The sequence below is a fragment of the Arthrobacter sp. MA-N2 genome, assembly GCF_000517125.1.
GTDB lineage: Bacteria > Actinomycetota > Actinomycetes > Actinomycetales > Micrococcaceae > Arthrobacter > Arthrobacter methylotrophus.
This window is the reverse complement of record NZ_KI912155.1, coordinates 279713-298628: the sequence shown is the minus strand read 5'-3', so window position 1 is coordinate 298628 and position 18916 is coordinate 279713. Positions and strand designations below refer to the sequence as shown.

Here is an 18916-nt window from a genome sequence, read left to right as displayed (position 1 = left end):
GATTCCGACACATGGCAAAAGCACTTGTATTCATTGACAACCCGGGAGCAGCGCTCAAGAAGAGCAGCCTCGAACTCCTGACGATCGCCCGGTCCCTCGGGGAAGTGGCCGTTGCCTTCAACGGCGAGCTGCACGACGACGTCGCTGCCGCCCTGGGAGCGTACGGCGCCTCGGTTCTCTACCGGCCGTCCGCTACGGATCTCGACGACTACCTGGTTGCGCCGAAGGCCGCCTATCTTGCTGCGGCAGTTGCGGCTTCAGGAGCCGAGACCGTCCTCTTGGAGAACACGGCCGACGGCAAGGAGATCGCGGCGCGTCTCGGCGTGAAGCTCAACGCCGGCGTCATCACGGATGTCGTAGGTGTCGACTCCGACGGCACAGCCCACAAGTCGGTCCTGGCCGGCTCCTACACCACCACTGCTAAGGCGCGCACGGCCGTCGCCGTCCTCACGGTCAAGCCGAACAGCGTTGACGTCGAGTCCCCGGCCGCGGCAAGCACCCCGGAAGCCGTCACCGTCGAGGTGCCCGGCGATGCTACCGCGAACGCCGCACGGATCACCGGACGCGCAGAAAAGGCCGCCAGCGGACGTCCCGAGCTCACCGAAGCCCGGATCGTGGTTGCCGGCGGACGCGGCGTCGATGGCGACTTCGGCCCGCTCGGGGAGCTTGCCGACGCGCTGGGCGGTGCCCTCGGGGCGTCCCGTGCCGCGACGGACGCAGGCTGGATCGGCCATGACTACCAGGTGGGCCAGACGGGCAAGACCGTGTCCCCGCAGCTCTACATCTCGGCAGGCATTTCCGGAGCGATCCAGCAGAAGGCCGGGATGCAGACCTCCAAGGTCATTGTCGCGATCAACAAGGACGCGGAATCGCCGATTTTCGAGATCGCGGACTTTGGCATCATCGGCGACCTTTTCAAGGTTGTTCCGCAGGCCACCGAAGAGATCAAGAAACGGAAAGGCTGATCCTCTTGTCTTCTGACTATTCGTCAGCAAAGAGCCCGTTCAACGCCTCCACGGAGCGCGTTGAGCGGGTGCTTTGTTTTACCGCCCACCCGGACGATGTCGACTTCGGTGCGGCCGGCACCATCGCGGCCTGGACCGCTGCCGGCGTCGAGGTCAGTTATTGCGTGATGACCGACGGCGATGCCGGAGGCTTCGATCCTGCCCACCGCGCAGAGATCATCGCCATGCGCGCAGAGGAGCAGAGGCAAGCTGCGGCCCTCGTCGGCGTGACGGACGTGCACTATTTCCATGAGCGCGACGGCTACCTGGAACCGACGCATGATGTCATGAGGCAGGTGGTGAAGTTGATCCGCGAAATCCGCCCCGACGTGGTCCTGGCCATGCATCCGGAACGCAATTGGGACAGGATCCAGAAGAGCCACCCGGACCACCTTGCCGTCGGTGAGATCGTGACCCGCGCGGTATACCCTGCGCTGGAAAATCCCTTCGCGTATCCGGAACTGGCGGAAGCCGGTCTTGCGGCCTTCCGGCTGCCCTGGTTGTGGCTCTTCGCCGGTCCCGAAGCGCGGGAGAACCATTTCGTGGACGTCACGGGGCATGTGGACGCGAAGCTTGCCGCGATCCGGATCCACGCGAGTCAGCATCCCGATCTGGAGGGCATGGAGCGCGCCGTCCGGGGCATGCTCGCGCACAATGCCTCGCGTGCAGGAATGCCCCGCGGCCGGAGCGCCGAAGCGTTCCACGTGGTGGAAGTCAACGGCTCCCAGACCATCGCAGGCTTCTGAAATTGCTGATATGTAACCTGTGTCATATGCTTACACTCGTTTAAATCATATTTAATTGAGGAAGGCAGACTTTGATGGCGAAGACTGCACAACAACCGGTATTGGTGATCATGGGCGTCTCCGGTTCCGGCAAATCGACAGTGGCCGGTCTGTTGGCCGGACGGCTGGGGTGGGACCTCGCCGAAGGCGATGACCTGCACCCCGAAGCGAACGTGGCAAAGATGCAGGCGGGCCATGCCCTCAGCGATGAGGACCGTTGGCCGTGGCTGGGCCTCATTGCCGATTGGATCAAGGAACGCACCGCAGCGGGAAAGCCCGGCATCATCACATGCTCGGCGTTGAAGAAGCGCTACCGGGATGTCCTTCGCGGCGAGGGGGTTGTATTCGTCTTCCTCCAGGGAAGCAAAGACCGGATTTCCGACCGGCTGGCTTCGCGCCACGGGCACTTCATGCCTCCCGCGTTGCTGGAATCCCAGTTCGGCGCCCTCGAAGTGCCCACGGAGGATGAGGACCACATCTCGCTGTGTGTATCTGCTTCCCCTGCGGAAGAGGCTGACGAAATCGTCGACCGGCTCGGCCTCAAGGCCCAGACGGCCCCGACGGCCCACATGCTTGGTGGCGCAGCGTGAACTGGACCGGGCACGACACCCAACTCCTTGTGGTCGCGGCAATCGGCATTGCGCTGATCGTCGTGCTGATCGCCGAATTCAAGGTCCACCCCTTCCTTTCCTTGGTACTCGGCTCGGCCTTTGTTGGCCTGGCATCCGGAGTCGGGCTCGACAAGGTGGTCAGCAACTTCGAAGACGGAGTGGGAGGCGTCCTGAAGGAAGTCGGCCTCCTGATTGCCCTGGGCGCCATGCTGGGGAAGCTCCTGGCAGACTCCGGCGGTGCCAACCGGGTGGTGGACACCTTGCTGGAGAAGGCCAGCGGCAACAAGGTGGTCTGGATGATCACCTTGGTCGCGGTCATCATCGGCCTCCCGATGTTCTTTGAGATCGGCCTCGTCTTGCTGCTTCCGGTGATTGTCCTGGTCACCCAGCGTTCGCACATGTTGCTCATGCGCATTGCCATTCCGGCGCTCGCGGGCCTGTCGGTGTTGCACGGCTTGATCCCGCCGCACCCCGGGCCGCTCATCGCCGTCAGCGCGGTGAAAGCCGAACTGGGTACCACCCTGGCACTGGGGCTCCTGGTGGCCGTCCCCACGGTGATCATTTGCGGTCCGTTGTTTTCCCGCTTGGCCGCGCGCTGGGTTCCAGTGGATGCCCCCGCAGTGGCCGGTGGCGTGGACACCAAGCACGCCGTCGACCTCAGCGAAGTGAAGCGCCAGCCGACCTTCCCCGTCACTTTGCTGACCATCATCTTCCCGGTAGTACTCATGCTCCTGAAAGCCATCGCGGACATTGTCTGGCCCGACGCCACCCACGCCCCGATGATCCGTACGGTCCTTGACTTCATTGGCCAGCCCCTCGTGGCGATGACCCTGGCTGTGCTCGCCGCCATGGTGACCTTCGGCTACGCCGTGGGCTTCACCGGAAGCAAGATCACGGGGAAGCTAGGCAACAGCCTCGGACCGATTGCCGCGATCCTGCTGATCGTGGGTGCCGGCGGTGGTTTCAAGCAGACCCTGATCGGAGCCGGGGTCGGTGACGCGGTCAAGAAATGGGCTGAGGGTGCCAACATGTCCGTACTGGTCCTGGGCTTCATCGTGGCTGTGGCGCTTCGCCTGGCCACGGGCTCGGCGACAGTTGCCACGGTGACGGCTGCGGGCATCGTGGCTCCGTTGGCGAGCAGCCTGAGCCCGACGCATGCCGCACTCCTTGCCTTGGCCATCGGCGCCGGCTCGCTCTTCCTGTCCCATGTCAACGACGCCGGGTTCTGGCTCGTAAAGGAGCTCTTCGGCTTGACTGTCGGCCAGACGTTCAAGACGTGGTCGGTGATGGAGACGCTCATCTCGGTGGTCGCCTTCGCCTTTATCATGGTGCTCTCGCTGATCATCTAGCGGGACTACTCAGTGGCTAGCACGACGGCGGCCCGTCCCCGGGGTTCCAGTGGGGACGGGCCGCCGTCGCGCTTCAGCGGGAAGAAGCTAACTGAGCTTTTCCGCCGCGTAAAGCTTGATGCCTTCCAAGAGGTAAGGCGCTAATCCGGGCCGGACCTTGTTGTAATTGGCGCTGAATCGGGGGTCGTCCACGTACATTTGGCCCAGGCCCACATAAGATCCGGCGTTCGGCGTCCAACTGGCGCAGATCCACTTGTAGTGGCGGTCGACGGCGGCCTGGACCTCCGGGTGGTCCGCCGGGAGGCTGGCATCGAAACAACGCGCCAGATCCTGGTTCAGGGCCGCATACTCCTCCATGAAGGCCTGCTTTTGGGCCGGGGTCAAGGCCGAATGCCGGGCGTTGCTCTCGTCGACGGCCCGATCGCCCCAGCGCTCGCGAGCTTCGGCTTCGTAGGGGTTGTGGTCGAAATCCCTGAAGATGTTTTCCGCGGTCATGGTTTCTCCTCGACGTAGTGCTGCGATAGTTGCGTCGACCGTCCTGGACATCCGGTCCATGCGGTCACGCTCGGCCAGGAGCCAGTTCCTGTGCACGGCAAGCGCCTCGACAGGATCGGCCTGGCCGTCCAGAACTTCGCCGATGGTCTCGAGCCCCAGGCCAAGTTCACGAAGCAGGAGGATCCGCTGCAGGCGCAGCAGTTCGGGCTGGCCGTAGTACCGGTAGCCGTTGTGCCCCGTGTGGGATGGCTCCAGCAGCCCGAGTTGGTCATAGTGCCGCAAGGTTCGCGAGGAAACGTTGCTGGCCTTGGCCACTTCGGAAATGGTCCAGGTACCGCCCTTGTCCTGCTTCATGTATCCAGCGTAGAAGTTGACGCTACGTCAAGGTCAAGCCCCGGCTTATTACGCGAGGGGCGCTGCGGCAACCGTGGGAAGCGTTGGTGTCTTGGAGCCGCCCAAAGGTTCCACGGTGATGCCGAGGGACGCCGCGCTGGAAATGCCCGAGACGACCGCCGGATGGCTCAAGGCTTCGGCGTCCATGAGTCCCTGGGATACAGGGGCGGAGCCGTCCTTGGGAATAAGCCACATCTGGTAGACCTTGCCCGCGGGGGGAGCGGGCACGCCGTTCATGCGGACCACTACGGCATTCTTCGAGGTGGAAATGGACACCGTGGCAGTGCCGCCGCCGTTGACGTTGACGGTGGCTTGGCGGACATCGCCGGCGTGCAGGACCTGGTTCACGGGGTCGTTCTGCCCGGCGACGTACACGCCAACGCCTATCCCGCCAATGGCAATCACCGCAGCGGCCGCAGCGGCAGCCACCCAACCACGGACACCGCCGAAGAGTCGACGTCGGGTCCTGGCCTCTTCGAGATCCACGACGCCGGCTGCAGGTGCCGTTGCGGCAACGGCAGAGGCTTCGGTGCCGCCGGCAGGATCCGACGGCGGAGCGGAGGCCGTCCGCGGGTCGGCGGAACCGGCTTGCCGGGGGAGTTGCCGGAGGATGTCCTCCAGCAGGCCAGCGGGAGGCTCCGCCTCGTCCGTGAACGTCATTGCGAGCGTTTCGCGTGTTTGCCGAACCCGTTCCAGGAATGCCGAGCGAACAGGTGCGGTGGCAATGTAGTTGTCGATTTCAGCGCGTTCAGCGTCGCTTAGCGCATCAAGGGCATAGATCTCGGCGAGCTCCAGGACGCGGCCTTCAGCAAGATCCGTGGCGATATTGCCAGCAAACATTCTGCGGAGGTAGCCGTCCTTCCCGAAGTTCCGGGTGTTGTCGTCGTGTTCGGTCATGTCAGCTCACCCCCAGGCAAGTCTTGAGTCGGAGAAGTCCATCGCGGATGCGGGACTTGATGGTCGGAATCGCGGCGCCGAGTTGTTCGGCTACCTCCCGGTAGGTGAGTCCGCCGTAGTATGCGAGCCGCACGGATTCCAATTGTGTTTCCGTGAGGGTTCCAAGGCAGCGGGTAACGGCCTCGGCCTCGAGGCGGCCGCTGGCCTCTTCTTCCACGGAATCATGGTCGAGGTTCTGGCTTGCGGCCCCGTACTTCGCTTCGCGCTCCGTGGCCGACTGGGCCGAACGGACGCGGTCGATCGCACGCCTGTGGGTGATGGTCATGAGCCATGCGAGCGGACTGCCGGCGTTCGGATCGAATTTGCCGGCGTTCTGCCAGACCTGGATGAACACTTCCTGCGCGGTATCTTCGCTCAGGCCCGTGTCTATCAGTACGCGCTTGGCCATGCCGAATACCCGCCGCGCAGTGAGCCGGTAGAACTCGCTGAAGGCAGCCCGATCGCCGTCGGCCATCAGTCTCAGCAATTCAGTAAGCTGTGCATTGCTGCCGGCAATCAAGCCAGGGGCCTCAGGCAGGCCAAGGGCCTCGGGACCTCGCACATTCGGTGTATCCATTACCGTCCAGCATAGGTCGCTAGCGGCCCTTGCAGTACCAGAAGGACTGCGGGACTTGAGAGTAGTCACCTGCGCCCCTTCCATGGTCCGTCGCTCCCCGGCCCGCTGTTCACAGGCCGGGTGCCTGCCCAGGCTCTGGTGCCTGTACAGGGTATTCGGTGCAACAGGCCGTATGGATGGGCGGTCCAACTGGGACTTTAGGCCCGAGCGGCGGCCGGGGTGCCTGTTAAGGCTGGCTGCTAGAGCTTGGCGCCGGCGAAGCCGTGTTGGCGCCAAGCCTCGTACACCGCGATCGAGGCCGCGTTGGCCAGGTTCAGGGAACGCAGGGACGGCAGCATGGGGAGCCGAACACGGGCCGTGACGTGCGGGTCCTGCTTCAGCCAGGACGGCAAGCCAACGGATTCGGGACCGAAAAGCAGGACGTCGCCCTCTTGGTAGGCGATGTCCGTATAGGAAGACTCGCCGTCGGACGTGAACGCGAAGACCCGCTCGGGCTGCAAAGCCGCCCACGCGGCGTCGATGTCCTTGTGCACGGTGACCACCGCGAGGTCGTGGTAGTCGAGTCCCGCCCGGCGCAGCTTCGCGTCGGAGAAGTCGAAGCCCAGCGGCTCCACGAGATGGAGCTCCGCGCCGGTGATGGCGGCGAGCCGGATGGCGTTTCCCGTGTTGCCCGGGATTTCAGGGGTGTGGAAGAGGATGCGGAACACGTATCAATCCTAGCCAGCGGCTAGTGCATGCCGCGAAGTAGCCGGGCCAGGACCGGGACGACCACCGTATTTGGCACGGGACCGGAACTCAGGAACCGCTTGAGCCCGCGGGCCAGCCCGGCGGCGTTGACCACCTGCACCGAACCGAAATCCCCGTCCGTGCGTCGGTAGTGGTCGATGACCGGTTCATGCGGGTTCCCGTCCGGGCTGTGGACTACCACCCAGCCGGTCACGTTCAGCTCCGGGAAGATCTCCTGCATGTGGCGCACCGTCAGCTCGAGCCGGGGCGGTGGAACGGAACGGCCGCCGTGTTTGAGCGCCACGCCGTCCCACGCGTACGCACCCTTGGGCAGCAGCATGGATCCGATCAACGCGAGCCGGTATCCGGAAAGCAGCGCATGATCAATGTGGCTGTCGTCCGAGGGGGAGCGGAGACCGTTGATGAGCCGGGCTGCGGGAATGGCAGGCAGGATCTGGCGGCTGATGAGCTGGACCGTCCGCATTTCCCGCTGGATGCGCGCTTCGGCGCCGAAGATTCCGCGTTTCCGGGGAATCCCGTGGATCTGGAGAGCGGCCTCGCCTTTGGAGAGGAGGGGGACCTCGCGGGGATCATCGAAGGACGGGACGTAGACGGGGGGATCGCCAGCAGTGTTGCGCGGGGCATTCTGCCGGTGGACCCCGGCGGCGGTGCGGGTTTCCGGAGCGCCGGCACCGCCGTAGTCCGGTCTTTGCGTTGGGAAGGGGTTCGCTCTTCCGGAAGGACCGCTGGCGTAGCGGCGGTCGTACTCCGCGCGTCGCTTGGGATCAATCAGCGTCTCGTACGCAAGTGTGACCTGTCGAAAGATTTCCGGATCCCCGCCATGGTCCGGGTGGGCGTTCCTCGCGGCTTTCCGGTAAGCCACCTTGATCTCCTTGTCGGTCGCCGTGACGGGAACTCGGAGGATCTGGTAGTGGGAACTGCTGCCCTCAGCCAACCATGGGCCTTTCTCTGGGATTCTGACGATTTCCGCCGACCCCGGTGTGGAGTGGCGATCCTGGCAAGTCTAGCCAGCCATCCTTGAGAACGACCGCGCGCCCCGCTTTAGTTCCGGGAGGCTCGACCCGCGGCGACAGCCAAACGATTGAGCGCGAGTGCGGCCACCAGGAGCCCGAAGTCGCGCAGTGCCACGTCGAAGAAGTTGCCGAGTACCAGCAGGTTCACGATGATTCCCAGAAGCCACATGGCCACCAGGAGCGAGCCGAAGCGCGGGCGGACTGCTACGGCAATCCCGGCTACGATCTCGACGACGCCCACGATGTACATGAATGTCTGGGCCGGGATCGGCACCACCGACGTGGCCATAGGGGCCAAGTAGATCGTCCAATGGGTGAGCAGGTTGGCGAACTTGTCCAGGCCGAAAATGATCGGTGCCACCGTGAACACGGTCCGGAGGAGGAGGAATGCCTGTCGTTGGGGATCCATGGCCAACAGTGATCCGGACTTCGTGGGGGCTGGGGATGATGCGGTGTTCATGATGCCTTCTCTCTAAAAGTAGATAGTTTGATTTTAGAAAGTTCCCCGGGATTAAGCAATGAGTGTTGATTTTAGAGTTAAGCTGGATGCATGACCGGACTTTCCTGGCTGCGTCGGCTTTCCGCTCTGGCATCCCTTGACGACGGCAATCGCCGCCGCCTGTACGAGCACGTCTGCGCTGCAACCCGCCCGGTGAGCCGGGACGACGCCGCGATGGCCCTCGGACTTCCCCGCAGCACTGCTTCCTTCCACCTGGACCGGCTGGTCCGTGACGGGCTCCTGGATGTCGAATTCCGCAAGCTCGGTGGCAAGGTCGGGCCGGGTTCAGGGCGCCCTGCAAAGCTCTACGCAGCCGTTGTCGACGAGATCGGCGCCTCGGTTCCCGAGCGCCACTATGACCTCGCCGGGGAGGTCATGGCTTCCGCCATCCAGAACTTGATGGCGGAGGGGGGTTCCCCCCGCGAAGCGCTCCTCGAAACCGCCTACGCCCGCGGCCGTGAGGCCGGTGCCGCGGAGCCACGTTTCGAGGATGTCCTGGCGAGCTTCGGCTACCGTCCGGAAGCTGACGACGACGGCGGGTACTCCTTGGTCAATTGCCCGTTCCACCGGCTGGCCGAAAGTCACACAAACGTCGTCTGTGCCATGAACGGCGCCTTCCTGAGCGGAGCGGCAGCTGCGTGCGGAATCGCGGAGGACCGGATCGCCGATGACAACCGCGAAGGCCATTGCTGCGCCAGGATCCGCCCGGCAGGCTGAGCAGCTGCTTCGATAGACTTGGGTAGTGCCTGTTTACCTGGACCATGCCGCCACCACGCCCCTTGCCGCCGTTGCGCTCACCGCAATGACCCGCGAGCTGGCGCGGACGGGAAATCCCTCATCGCTGCACGCCTCGGGACGTCGTGCCCGGCGATCCGTGGAAGACGCCCGCGAGGCTATCGCGGCAGCGGCCGGGGCGCATCCGTCCGAACTCATCTTCACCTCCGGCGGGACCGAGGCGGACAACCTTGCCGTCAAGGGGATCTACTGGGCCCGCCACGACGAAGACGGCCGCCGCAAGCGGATCCTGTGCTCCGCCGTCGAGCACCATGCAGTGCAGGACACCGTCGAATGGCTTGAACGCCACGAAGGAGCCGAAGCGGTCTGGCTCCCCGTCGATTCCGACGGCGTGGTTCGGCTCGACGCCGTCCGGACCGAGATCGAACGTGATCCGGGATCGGTGGCCTTGGTCACAGTCATGTGGGCCAATAACGAGGTGGGCAGCATCCAGCCCATCAAGGAGATCGTGGACATCGCCTCTGTCCATGGCATTCCCGTGCATTCGGACGCGGTCCAGGCATTCGGCTCGATTCCGCTCAGCTTTCGCGATTCCGGCCTCGCGGCGATGTCCGTATCGAGCCATAAAATCGGCGGCCCCGTGGGTGTTGGCGCCCTCTTCCTCGGACGGTCCACCAAGGTGACGCCGGTCCAGCACGGGGGCGGGCAGGAACGCGACGTCCGCTCGGGAACCCTCGATACGGCGTCGATCGCGGCCTTCGCCGCCGCGGCGGACTCGGCGGCTCAAAACCTGGTGGCGGAGCGCGAACGAATCAGTGCCTTGCGGGACCGGATCATTGACGGAGTCCGGGCTGCCATTCCGGAGGCAGTTTTGCGCGGAGCCCCTGGCGACGCCCGGCTCCCCGGCAACGCGCACTTCACCTTCCCGGGCTGTGAAGGCGATTCCCTGCTGTTTCTCCTGGACCTGGCGGGCATCGAATCTTCCACCGGATCCGCCTGCACTGCGGGCGTTCCCAGGCCTTCGCACGTCTTGCTTGCCATGGGGTTGGATGAGGACACCGCCCGCGGGGCACAACGATTCAGCCTGGGACACTCTTCGAACGACGCCGACGTCGACGCGCTCCTCAGAGCCCTGCCGGATGCCTATGCCCGGGCGAAGGTGGCCGGAATGGCCGGACACGAGTCCAGCATCCAGACGGCAGCCACGGCAGCGCGCGGTTACGGCGACGGCTTTGGTAAAGACCGTGCCGTCGGCACGGCAAGCGATCAGGTGCCGGGCAACAACTGATCCAGCGGCACGGCTGGGTCGGCCAGGCGGTCCACGTCCACCGGAATGCGCCCGGAAATGAGTGCCTTGATGGGCTTTTGTACCCGTTGCTGGTTGACGCTCATAGCCGCCACCACGGCCCCGTCCCGCAGCCAGAAGGCGAGGAAGCTGTCTTCCTCCATGGAACCTCGGATCACGGGTATGGAGCCGGCAGAGAGCGTGGGATATCCCCAGTACTCCATGGAGACCTCGAACTGGTCCGTGTAGAAATAGGGGACCACGTCCAACACTGCGTCCTGGCCCAGCATCGCTTTTGCCGCGACCTTGCCTCCGTTAAGGGCGTTGGACCAGTGCTCGCTGCGGTGGTGCTCGCCGGTGAAGGGGTGGAGTGCGTTGGCGACGTCTCCCGCGGCGAACACGTCCGGGCTGCTGGTCCGGAGCGAAGCATCGACCACGATTCCGTTCCGGAGATCAAGCCCGGCGGCCTCGGCCAAGGCCGTATCCGGGACCACGCCGACGGCCACCACTACGAGATCGGCGGGAAGAACCTCGCCTGAGTTGGTGACGACGGCGCTCGCCTTGCCCCCGACTCCGGCGATTTCCGCTGCGCTCGCGGGCAGCCGGAACTGCACGCCATGTTTTTCGTGCAGGCTGCGGAAGAAGCCTCCCAGTTCGGGGCCGATGGCCGTGCTGAGCGGAACCTCTTCCAGGCCCAGCAGCGTCACCGTGTTGCCGTAGCCGCTGGCCGCCGCGGCGAGCTCCATGCCGATCCAGCCCGAGCCGACCATCACGACGTTCCTTCCGCCGTGTGCCAGCTCTTCCTTGAGCCTGCGCGAATCATTGAAGGTCCGGAACGTCATCACGCCGGCAAGGTCGGACCCCGGGAGCGGGATCCGGCGCGGCTGCGCACCCGTCGCGATGAGGAGCTTGCTGTACTGAAGCTCGGCCCCCGAACTCATGTGCACCGTGTGGGCGGCAGGATCGGCAGCCGTGACCGCCTCGCCAAGGAGGAGTTCGACGTCGTTCTCCCGGTACCAGCCCGCCGCCAGCACCGGGACGGTGTCCTCAGCGGCCTTGCCGAGGAGGAACTCCTTGGAGAGGGGAGGGCGCAAGTAGGGCTGTTCGTCTTCGGCGCAGGCCACCGTGATCCGGCCTTGGAACCCTTCGGAGCGCAGGGTCTTGGCTGCCGTGGCGCCTGCCAGGCCGCCGCCCGCAATAAGGATGTGTTCAATGTCCATGGTGACTCGATTCGCTTGGCCTTGGAACGCGTGGACCAGGAAACGGCCACGCGGCCGAACATCTAAAACTCGTAGCTTTGACTTTAGAATCGCCCGCGAAGCCGGTCAAGGCATTTTTGGGCCGGATTCCGGCGGGCGCTAGAATAGTTGGGCGCTTACTCTCTTTAGTCGCAAATACTTCCCCCATCAACAGAAAGCCAGCATGCGAGTTCTTGCAGCCATGAGCGGCGGAGTCGACTCCGCCGTTGCCGCCGCCCGCGCCGTCGAAGCAGGGCACGACGTCGTCGGCGTCCACTTGGCGCTGTCCCGCATGCCCGGAACGCTGCGCACCGGCAGCCGCGGCTGCTGCACCATCGAAGACTCCCGTGACGCTTGGCGCGCCTGCGACGTGCTGGGGATTCCGTACTACGTCTGGGACTTCTCGGAGCGCTTCAAGGAAGATGTGGTCCAGGACTTCATCGACGAATACGCCGCGGGCCGGACTCCCAACCCCTGCATGCGCTGCAACGAGCGGATCAAGTTCGCCGCCCTGTTGGAGAAGGCTATCGCGCTGGGCTTCGACGCGGTCTGCACGGGCCACTACGCCAAGGTGATCCAGGATGCGGACGGCAACCCCGAACTCCACCGTGCGGCGGACTGGGCCAAGGACCAGAGCTACGTGCTTGGTGTCCTGACCCATGAACAACTCAAGCACTCGATGTTCCCGTTGGCGGAGACCCCTTCCAAGGCCGAGGTTCGTGCGGAGGCCGAGCGGCGCGGCCTGTCCGTGGCGAACAAGCCGGACAGCCATGACATCTGCTTCATCCCGGACGGCGATACCGCCGGCTGGCTCGCGGAAAAGATCGACATGACCACGGGCGACATCGTGGACGAAGCCGGAACCAAGGTGGGGGAGCACCCGGGAGCCATCGCCTTCACCGTCGGCCAGCGCCGAGGCCTTAAGCTGGGCACTCCTGCCGCTGACGGCAAGCCGCGCTTCGTGCTGGAAATCCGGCCGAAGGAAAACAAAGTGGTGGTCGGACCCGAATCTCTGCTCGCCATCGAGGAGATCCGCGGAATCAAGGTGTCCTGGGCCGGCCTGCCCATCGCCGAGGTCGCCACTGGCGCCGAATTCGATTGCCATGCCCAAGTGCGCGCCCACGGCGACCCCGTACCTGCCAAAGCATCGGTCGAACGGCACGTCGACGATGCCGGCATCGAACGTGTTGGCCTCGTGGTGAGGCTCGTCGATCCGCTCCGTGGCGTGGCGCCCGGACAGACCGTCGTGCTGTACCAGGGAACCCGTGTTCTTGGCCAGGCAACCATCGACGCCGCCCGCTCGCTGCAGCGAGCTGCCCTCTAGGCTTTGGGCGTAGCCGCCCCACCCCTCCGCTGATCGAGCAGAGGTGGATCGCCCTCGGGAGACGAGGCGCACCCACTGAATTCTCAGCGCTCCCAAACAGTTGCGTTTTTGGTCCCGGACGAGCAGAGCGCCGTCGCCGCAGCCCGCGGCGGGCTAAAAGAAAAAGTAAATTTTGTGTCTCAACTCACAAAATCAAACGTTTCACCAAGAAACCTTCTGATTGAATCGTGGAATCAGGAGTGTGTGCTCCGAAGAAATTACCCACGGCGGTTCGCCGTTTCCATCGAACAGAAAGTTCACTGATGGCATTGAACAAAAAAGCCTTGCGCAGCGTTATCGCGTTCGCGGGCATCTCCGTATTCGCTCTGACAGCCTGCACGGGCCCGTCGGGCGGCGGCGGTTCGGCTTCTTCAGCTGCCAGCAGCCCGATCGCTTATGGCACCACCGACAAGGTGACTGCACTCGATCCCGCGGGCTCGTATGACAACGGTTCCTTCATGGTGATGAACCAGGTCTATTCCTTCCTCCTCAACTCGAAGCCAGGAAGTGCCGAGCCCGTTCCGGACCTGGCAGCGTCGGCATCGTTCACGTCGCCGACCGAGTACACCGTCAAGATGAAGCCCGGACTGAAGTGGGCCAACGGCCACACGCTGGACTCCACCGATGTCAAGTTCTCCTTCGACCGGCAGCTCAAGATCAACGACCCCGCTGGTCCTGCAAGCCTGCTCGAAAACCTGGACAGCGTCAGCGCCCCTGACCCCAGCACTGTCGTTTTCAAGCTGAAGCTCGCCAACGACCAGACGTTCCCGCAGATCCTCAGCAGCCCGGCCGCGCCGATTGTGGACCATCAGGTCTTCCCGGCCGACAAGCTGCTTTCCGATGACGACATCATCAAGGCCAAAGCGTTCTACGGCCAATACACGATCGACAGCTACAAGAAGAACGAGCTCATCAGCCTCAAGGCCTACCCGGATTACCAGGGTGTCCTGGGCAAACCGGCCAATGACGCCGCCACCATCAAGTACTACGCCGAGCCGACCAACATGAAGCTGGACATCCAGCAGGGCAACATCGACGTTGCTAACCGAAGCCTCAGCGCCACCGACGTCGACGACCTCAAGAAGGACTCCAAGGTCAAGGTCAACGTTGGTCCCGGCGGCGAGATCCGCTACATCACCTTCAACTTCGACACCATGCCGTTCGGCGCCAAGGCACCCGGTGCCGACCCGGCCAAGGCACTTGCCGTGCGACAGGCGATCGCCAACCTCGTTGACCGCCAGGCAATCGCGGACCAGGTCTACAAGGGCACCTACCTGCCGCTGTACTCCAACGTCCCCAGTGGCTTCCTGGGCGCCAACGAGTCGTTCAAGGATGCCTACGGCGACAACGGAAAGCCGAGCTTGGACAAAGCCAAGAAGGTCCTTTCCGACGCCGGTGTCAAGGACGTCGTCACGTTGAACCTCCAGTACAACCCCGACCACTACGGCAAGTCCTCGGGTGACGAGTACGCCATGATCAAGGACCAGCTCGAGAAGTCGGGCCTCTTCAAGGTGAACCTGCAGTCCACCGAATGGGTGACCTACAGCAAGGCCAGCCGTGCCGACGAGTACCCCCTGTTCCAGTTCGGTTGGTTCCCTGACTTCAGCGACCCCGACAACTACCTGACCCCGTTCTTCCCGAACGGTGGCTTCTTGAAGAACCACTTCAACGACCCGGCCGTGACGGACCTGATCAACAAGCAGCTGACCACCACGGACAAGTCGGCTCGTGAATCCACCATCAAGGACGCCCAGAACGCTCTGGCAAAGGACATTTCCACTTTGCCGCTGCTCCAGGGCGCCCAGGTTGCCATCTCGGCACAGGGCGTGAACGGCGTCGACAAGACGCTTGACGCATCCTTCAAGTTCCGATTGGGAACCATTTCAAAGTAAGCAGCCGGTCGGGGGAGGCGGGTGCCAACAGGCGCTTTGCCTCCCCCTCTTGCTGATTGCCTCACATATGAGCAAAACCCCGTGCGATCCGCGGGCAATGAACTTTTAGGTAGCAATGACAACACTTATAGAGATGCCCGACGTCGAACCGGACGCGGTCGCTCCCAAGAGCAAATCAGCGGGCGGAGGTCTGGGCAGGTACATCGTGGTCAGGTTCTTCCTGATCATTCCCACGATCTTCATCCTCGTAACCTTGGTCTTCTTCCTGATGCGGGTCATCGGCGACCCCATCACTGCCGCGCAAGGCGGCCGGCTTCCGCCGGACGTCCTGGCACAGCGAATCCACGACGCCGGTTACGACCGGCCGATCATCATCCAGTACTTCGAATACCTGGGACAACTGGTCACCGGCAACTTCGGCACCACCATCACGGACCGCCGCCCCGTCGTCGAAATGCTTTCGACCTTCGGTGCAGCCACCCTCGAGCTGACGATCAACGCGCTGATTGTGGCCCTCGCGGTCGGCATCCCGCTGGGCCTGATCGCCGCGCAACGGCGCGACAAGGCCACCGACGCCTTCCTGCGTTGCTTTGCCATCCTCTGCTACGCCACTCCGGTCTTCTTCTCCGGACTCCTCCTCAAGCTGACGTTCTCCGTTTGGCTCGGCTGGCTCCCAGTGGCCGGGCGCGTGTCCACCCGCACTGAGCTGGCCATGGGCCAACTGGCCGCTCCCACCGGCATTTTTTGGCTCGACGCCTTGCGCAGCGGGAATTTCGCCGCACTCGGCGACGTCATATCCCACGCGGTGCTTCCCGCTATTGCCCTGGGCCTCCTGACCGCCGGTGTCTTCCTGCGCCTCGTTCGGACCAACGTCATCGGAACCCTGGGCAAGGACTACGTCGAGGCCGGCCGTTCCCGCGGCGTCAGCGAATTCCGACTCGTGACAAAGCACGCTTACAAGCCGGCGCTCATCCCCATCATCACCGTCATGGGCTTGCAGATCGCCCTGATGCTCGGCGGCGCCGTGCTCACGGAGACCACCTTCGAATGGAAGGGACTTGGCTACCAGCTGGTCCAGTACCTGAACGCCAGGGACTTCGTGGCAGTCCAGGGCATCGTGGTTCTGTTGGCCGTCATCGTCGCCTTTACCAACTTCGTCGTGGACGTCGTCGCCGCGCTGATCGACCCTCGAGTGAGGTACTGACATGAGCACTGCAACCCTTTCAGGACGGAAGAAGTCCTTCCTGTCCGGACTTCCCGTCATTTCCCACCTCAAGAAGAGCGTTGGCCTCCAGCGAGGCATGCTCATCACCGGGCTCGTGCTGACCGGTTTCTTTCTCCTCTCCACAGTGCTCGCTCCGTTGATCGCACCCTACGGCTACGCCCAACTGAGTGACGCTTCCGGTTCGTTCCCCACCCAGGATGCCCCCAGCAGCAAGCACCTGTTCGGAACCACCGTCGGCGGATATGACGTCCTCTCCCGCGTCCTGTGGGGTTCACAGACCGCCGTGACAGTGATCGTCGTTGCCGTGGCGATGTCCATCTTCCTCGGCGTGGCACTCGGTCTCCTCAGTGGTTACTTCGGTGGCTGGCTGGACCGGGTGCTGGTGGTCATCGCCGATGCCATTTATGCCTTTCCTTCCCTGCTCCTGGCGATCGTCATGTCCATCGTCATCAGCCGCGGCCAGTCGAGCTTCTGGGGCGGCATCCTCGCCTGCGCCTTCTCGATCACCGTGGTGTTCGTTCCGCAGTATTTCCGCGTGATCCGGGCAGAGACCATCAGGCTCAAGGCAGAGCCGTTCGTGGAATCGGCAATGGTCCTGGGCGCATCCAGCCTGCGGATCATCACCCGCCACATCTTCAAGAACGCCACCAGGACCCTTCCGCTGATGTTCACGCTGAACGCTTCTGAAGCGATCCTGACCCTTGCCGGCCTTGGCTTCCTGGGCTTCGGCATCGAACCTTCCTCAGCCGCAGAATGGGGCTTCGACCTCAACAAAGCCATGGCGGACGCATCCTCCGGCATCTGGTGGACGGGTGTCTTTCCCGGTATCGCGATCGTCCTGACCGTGCTGGGCCTGACGCTGGTCGGCGAGAGCATCAACGACCTCAACGATCCCCGCCTCCGCGGACGCAAGCGAGCCGGGGGCAAGGCCTCCCGTTCCAAGGCTGCGGCAGGAACCGACGGCAAGAACACAGGGGCTACTACTGCTCCTGAACCAGAAGCAGGTAAGGCATGACCACCAACATCGGCAACATTTCGGACCAGCCGCTCCCATCCGGGCAGCCCGTCCTGGACATCGAACGGCTCAAAGTCACCTTCGCCACGGACAGCGGGGACGTCTACGCCGTCAAGGACGTCAGCCTCGAGGTCAAAGCCGGGGAAGTTCTGGCAATCGTGGGAGAGTCGGGTTCCGGCAAGACTGTCACGGCAAAGACCATCCTCGGCTTGCTCCCGGAAACAGCCATCAGCTCGGGCGCCGTGCTGATCAACGGCAACAACGTCATCAGCGTCAGTGCGTCAAAACTGCGCAAGATCCGCGGCCGTGACGTGGCCATGGTCTTCCAGGAACCGTCAACGGCCCTGAATCCAGTGTTCACGGTCGGCTGGCAGATCGCCGAAGGCATCCGGGCCCATGCCTCGGACGGACACCGGGTCTCGGCCAAGGAAGCCAAGAAACGGGCCACCGAGGCCCTGCGGAAGGTGGGCATCCCCGATCCCGAAATCCGCGTCAACTACTATCCCCACCAGCTTTCCGGAGGTCAGAAGCAACGCGTAGTCATCGCCGCTGCGCTCGCCCTGAACCCGGGATTGATTGTGGCGGATGAGCCGACGACTGCCCTGGACGTCACTGTCCAGGCCGAGATCCTTCAATTGCTCCGGGACCTGCGGGACAAGTACGGCACCTCGATTGTGCTCATTACGCACAATATGGGTGTCGTGGCCGACCTGGCCGACCGCGTCGTGGTCATGTACCAGGGCGACGTGGTCGAAGAGGCCACCGCCAAGGTCCTGTTCGCCGAGCCCAAGCAGGACTATACGAAGAAGCTGCTGGCCGCCGTGCCGCACCTTGGCCGTAACTCGGCTTCCGAAGGGGCCACCGAACGGTTGCATCAGGGGGGAAAGATCCTGGTCGAGGCCAAGAACCTCACCATCGAGTATCCGGGGCGCCTCGGCAAACCAGGGTTCAAGGCTGTGGACAACGTTAGCTTCACGGTCTCCGAGAATGAGGTCTTTGGCCTGGTTGGCGAGTCCGGTTCCGGCAAGTCCACGATCGGCCGGGCCATTGCAGGCCTCAACAGGGTAACCGGCGGCAGCCTCAAGGTCCTCGGCTACGAAATGCTGGACTTCAAGGAACACACGTTCAAGCCGCTGCGCAAGGATATCGGCTTTGTCTTCCAAGACCCGGCGGCCTCGTTCAATCCGCACCTGACCATTGGCGAGTGCGTTGCGGAACCGCTGCTCATCCATACCCACCCCAGTCCGGCCCAAGCACGCCTGCGGGTGGCGCAGTTGCTCGAATCGGTGCAGCTTCCGGCGTCGTACGCTGAACGCTTCCCCCACGAGCTTTCCGGTGGACAGCGCCAGCGCGCTTCGCTGGCGCGCTCGCTCGCGCTCAACCCGCGGCTTCTGATCGCCGACGAGCCCACCTCGGCCCTTGACGTTTCCGTGCAGGCAAAGGTCCTGGAACTGTTCAAGGACATCCAGGAGGAGTTCGGATTTGCCGCGCTCTTCATTAGCCATGACCTCGCAGTAGTGGACATCCTCTCCCATTGGGTGGGTGTCTTGTTCAAGGGCAAGCTTGTGGAGCAGGGGATCGGCAGCCAGATCATGGGCAATCCCCAGCACGAATACACGCGCAAGCTCATCGCCTCGTTGCCAGTTCCGGATCCTGATGAACAGGCCCGACGCCGGGAAGAACACCGCGCGCTGTTGGGCATCTGACCGGCCATCGTTGCGACCATCCAGAAGCACATGCCCGCCCTTCTCCTC

Annotated in this window: 18 protein-coding genes; 11 read left to right on the top strand and 7 right to left on the bottom strand. The window is 63.7% G+C overall.

The features are described 5' to 3' along the window. The first annotated feature begins 11 nt into the window (after positions 1-11). The 4 genes from A3M3_RS0101710 (at position 12) to A3M3_RS0101695 (ending at position 3749) form a co-directional block, all read left to right on the top strand. Positions 12-965, top strand: coding sequence for an electron transfer flavoprotein subunit alpha/FixB family protein (locus A3M3_RS0101710; protein WP_028264876.1), 954 nt, complete (start codon positions 12-14; stop codon positions 963-965). A 5-nt stretch (positions 966-970) separates the two neighbouring features. Beyond that, positions 971-1750, top strand: a complete 780-nt coding sequence (locus tag A3M3_RS0101705; RefSeq protein ID WP_028264875.1) for a PIG-L deacetylase family protein — start codon at positions 971-973, stop codon at positions 1748-1750. A gap of 74 nt (positions 1751-1824) precedes the next feature. Further along, complete coding sequence (locus A3M3_RS0101700; RefSeq protein WP_035741210.1) at positions 1825-2379, top strand: gluconokinase; 555 nt, start codon at positions 1825-1827, stop codon at positions 2377-2379. Then, the gene (locus A3M3_RS0101695; protein WP_028264873.1) at positions 2376-3749 is read left to right on the top strand and encodes a GntT/GntP/DsdX family permease; all 1374 of its coding nucleotides are present in this window, start codon (positions 2376-2378) and stop codon (positions 3747-3749) included. The genes A3M3_RS0101700 and A3M3_RS0101695 overlap by 4 nt, the downstream gene beginning before the upstream one ends. An 87-nt stretch (positions 3750-3836) precedes the next feature. Here the strand turns inward: A3M3_RS0101695 and A3M3_RS0101690 are convergent, their stop codons facing one another. The 6 genes from A3M3_RS0101690 to A3M3_RS0101665 form a co-directional block, all read right to left on the bottom strand. Then, complete coding sequence (locus A3M3_RS0101690) at positions 3837-4598, bottom strand: MerR family transcriptional regulator (protein ID WP_028264872.1); 762 nt, start codon at positions 4596-4598, stop codon at positions 3837-3839. A 48-nt stretch (positions 4599-4646) separates the two neighbouring features. Then, entirely contained in the window at positions 4647-5534 is an 888-nt protein-coding gene (locus tag A3M3_RS0101685; protein ID WP_028264871.1) for an anti-sigma factor, read from the bottom strand. 1 nt (position 5535) lies between these two features. After that, positions 5536-6150, bottom strand: coding sequence for an ECF RNA polymerase sigma factor SigK (gene sigK, locus A3M3_RS0101680; protein ID WP_028264870.1), 615 nt, complete (start codon positions 6148-6150; stop codon positions 5536-5538). A 239-nt stretch (positions 6151-6389) separates the two neighbouring features. Beyond that, positions 6390-6857: a tRNA (cytidine(34)-2'-O)-methyltransferase gene (locus tag A3M3_RS0101675; RefSeq protein WP_028264869.1), complete on the bottom strand. Its 468-nt coding sequence runs from the start codon at positions 6855-6857 to the stop codon at positions 6390-6392. 20 nt (positions 6858-6877) lie between these two features. After that, complete coding sequence (locus tag A3M3_RS0101670) at positions 6878-7831, bottom strand: J domain-containing protein (protein ID WP_028264868.1); 954 nt, start codon at positions 7829-7831, stop codon at positions 6878-6880. Between the two features lie 107 nt (positions 7832-7938). After that, positions 7939-8370, bottom strand: a complete 432-nt coding sequence (locus tag A3M3_RS0101665; RefSeq protein ID WP_028264867.1) for a hypothetical protein — start codon at positions 8368-8370, stop codon at positions 7939-7941. Between the two features lie 90 nt (positions 8371-8460). Here A3M3_RS0101665 and A3M3_RS0101660 point away from each other — a divergent pair, with 90 nt between their 5' ends. Both A3M3_RS0101660 and A3M3_RS23475 read left to right on the top strand, forming a co-directional pair. After that, the gene (locus tag A3M3_RS0101660) at positions 8461-9126 is read left to right on the top strand and encodes a helix-turn-helix transcriptional regulator (protein ID WP_028264866.1); all 666 of its coding nucleotides are present in this window, start codon (positions 8461-8463) and stop codon (positions 9124-9126) included. A gap of 25 nt (positions 9127-9151) precedes the next feature. After that, positions 9152-10432 (top strand): cysteine desulfurase family protein, encoded by a 1281-nt coding sequence (locus A3M3_RS23475; RefSeq protein WP_051422880.1) that lies wholly within the window; start codon positions 9152-9154, stop codon positions 10430-10432. Here the strand turns inward: A3M3_RS23475 and A3M3_RS0101650 are convergent. Next, entirely contained in the window at positions 10411-11649 is a 1239-nt protein-coding gene (locus A3M3_RS0101650; protein ID WP_028264865.1) for an NAD(P)/FAD-dependent oxidoreductase, read from the bottom strand. The two genes, A3M3_RS23475 and A3M3_RS0101650, sit on opposite strands and share 22 nt — an antisense overlap. Before the next feature lie 220 nt (positions 11650-11869). Here A3M3_RS0101650 and mnmA point away from each other — a divergent pair, with 220 nt between their 5' ends. The 5 genes from mnmA (at position 11870) to A3M3_RS0101625 (ending at position 18868) form a co-directional block, all read left to right on the top strand. After that, on the top strand, positions 11870-12991 hold the full coding sequence (mnmA, locus tag A3M3_RS0101645) for a tRNA 2-thiouridine(34) synthase MnmA (RefSeq protein ID WP_035742083.1): 1122 nt from the start codon (positions 11870-11872) through the stop codon (positions 12989-12991). A gap of 302 nt (positions 12992-13293) precedes the next feature. Next, entirely contained in the window at positions 13294-14922 is a 1629-nt protein-coding gene (locus A3M3_RS0101640) for an ABC transporter substrate-binding protein (RefSeq protein WP_028264863.1), read from the top strand. Between the two features lie 115 nt (positions 14923-15037). Continuing rightward, a complete protein-coding gene (locus A3M3_RS0101635; protein ID WP_028264862.1) occupies positions 15038-16126 on the top strand; it encodes an ABC transporter permease in 1089 nt (362 codons plus the stop codon). A gap of 1 nt (position 16127) precedes the next feature. Beyond that, a complete protein-coding gene (locus A3M3_RS0101630) occupies positions 16128-17162 on the top strand; it encodes an ABC transporter permease (protein WP_028264861.1) in 1035 nt (344 codons plus the stop codon). Further along, positions 17159-18868, top strand: a complete 1710-nt coding sequence (locus A3M3_RS0101625) for a dipeptide ABC transporter ATP-binding protein (protein WP_028264860.1) — start codon at positions 17159-17161, stop codon at positions 18866-18868. The genes A3M3_RS0101630 and A3M3_RS0101625 overlap by 4 nt, the downstream gene beginning before the upstream one ends. Positions 18869-18916 lie beyond the last annotated feature (48 nt).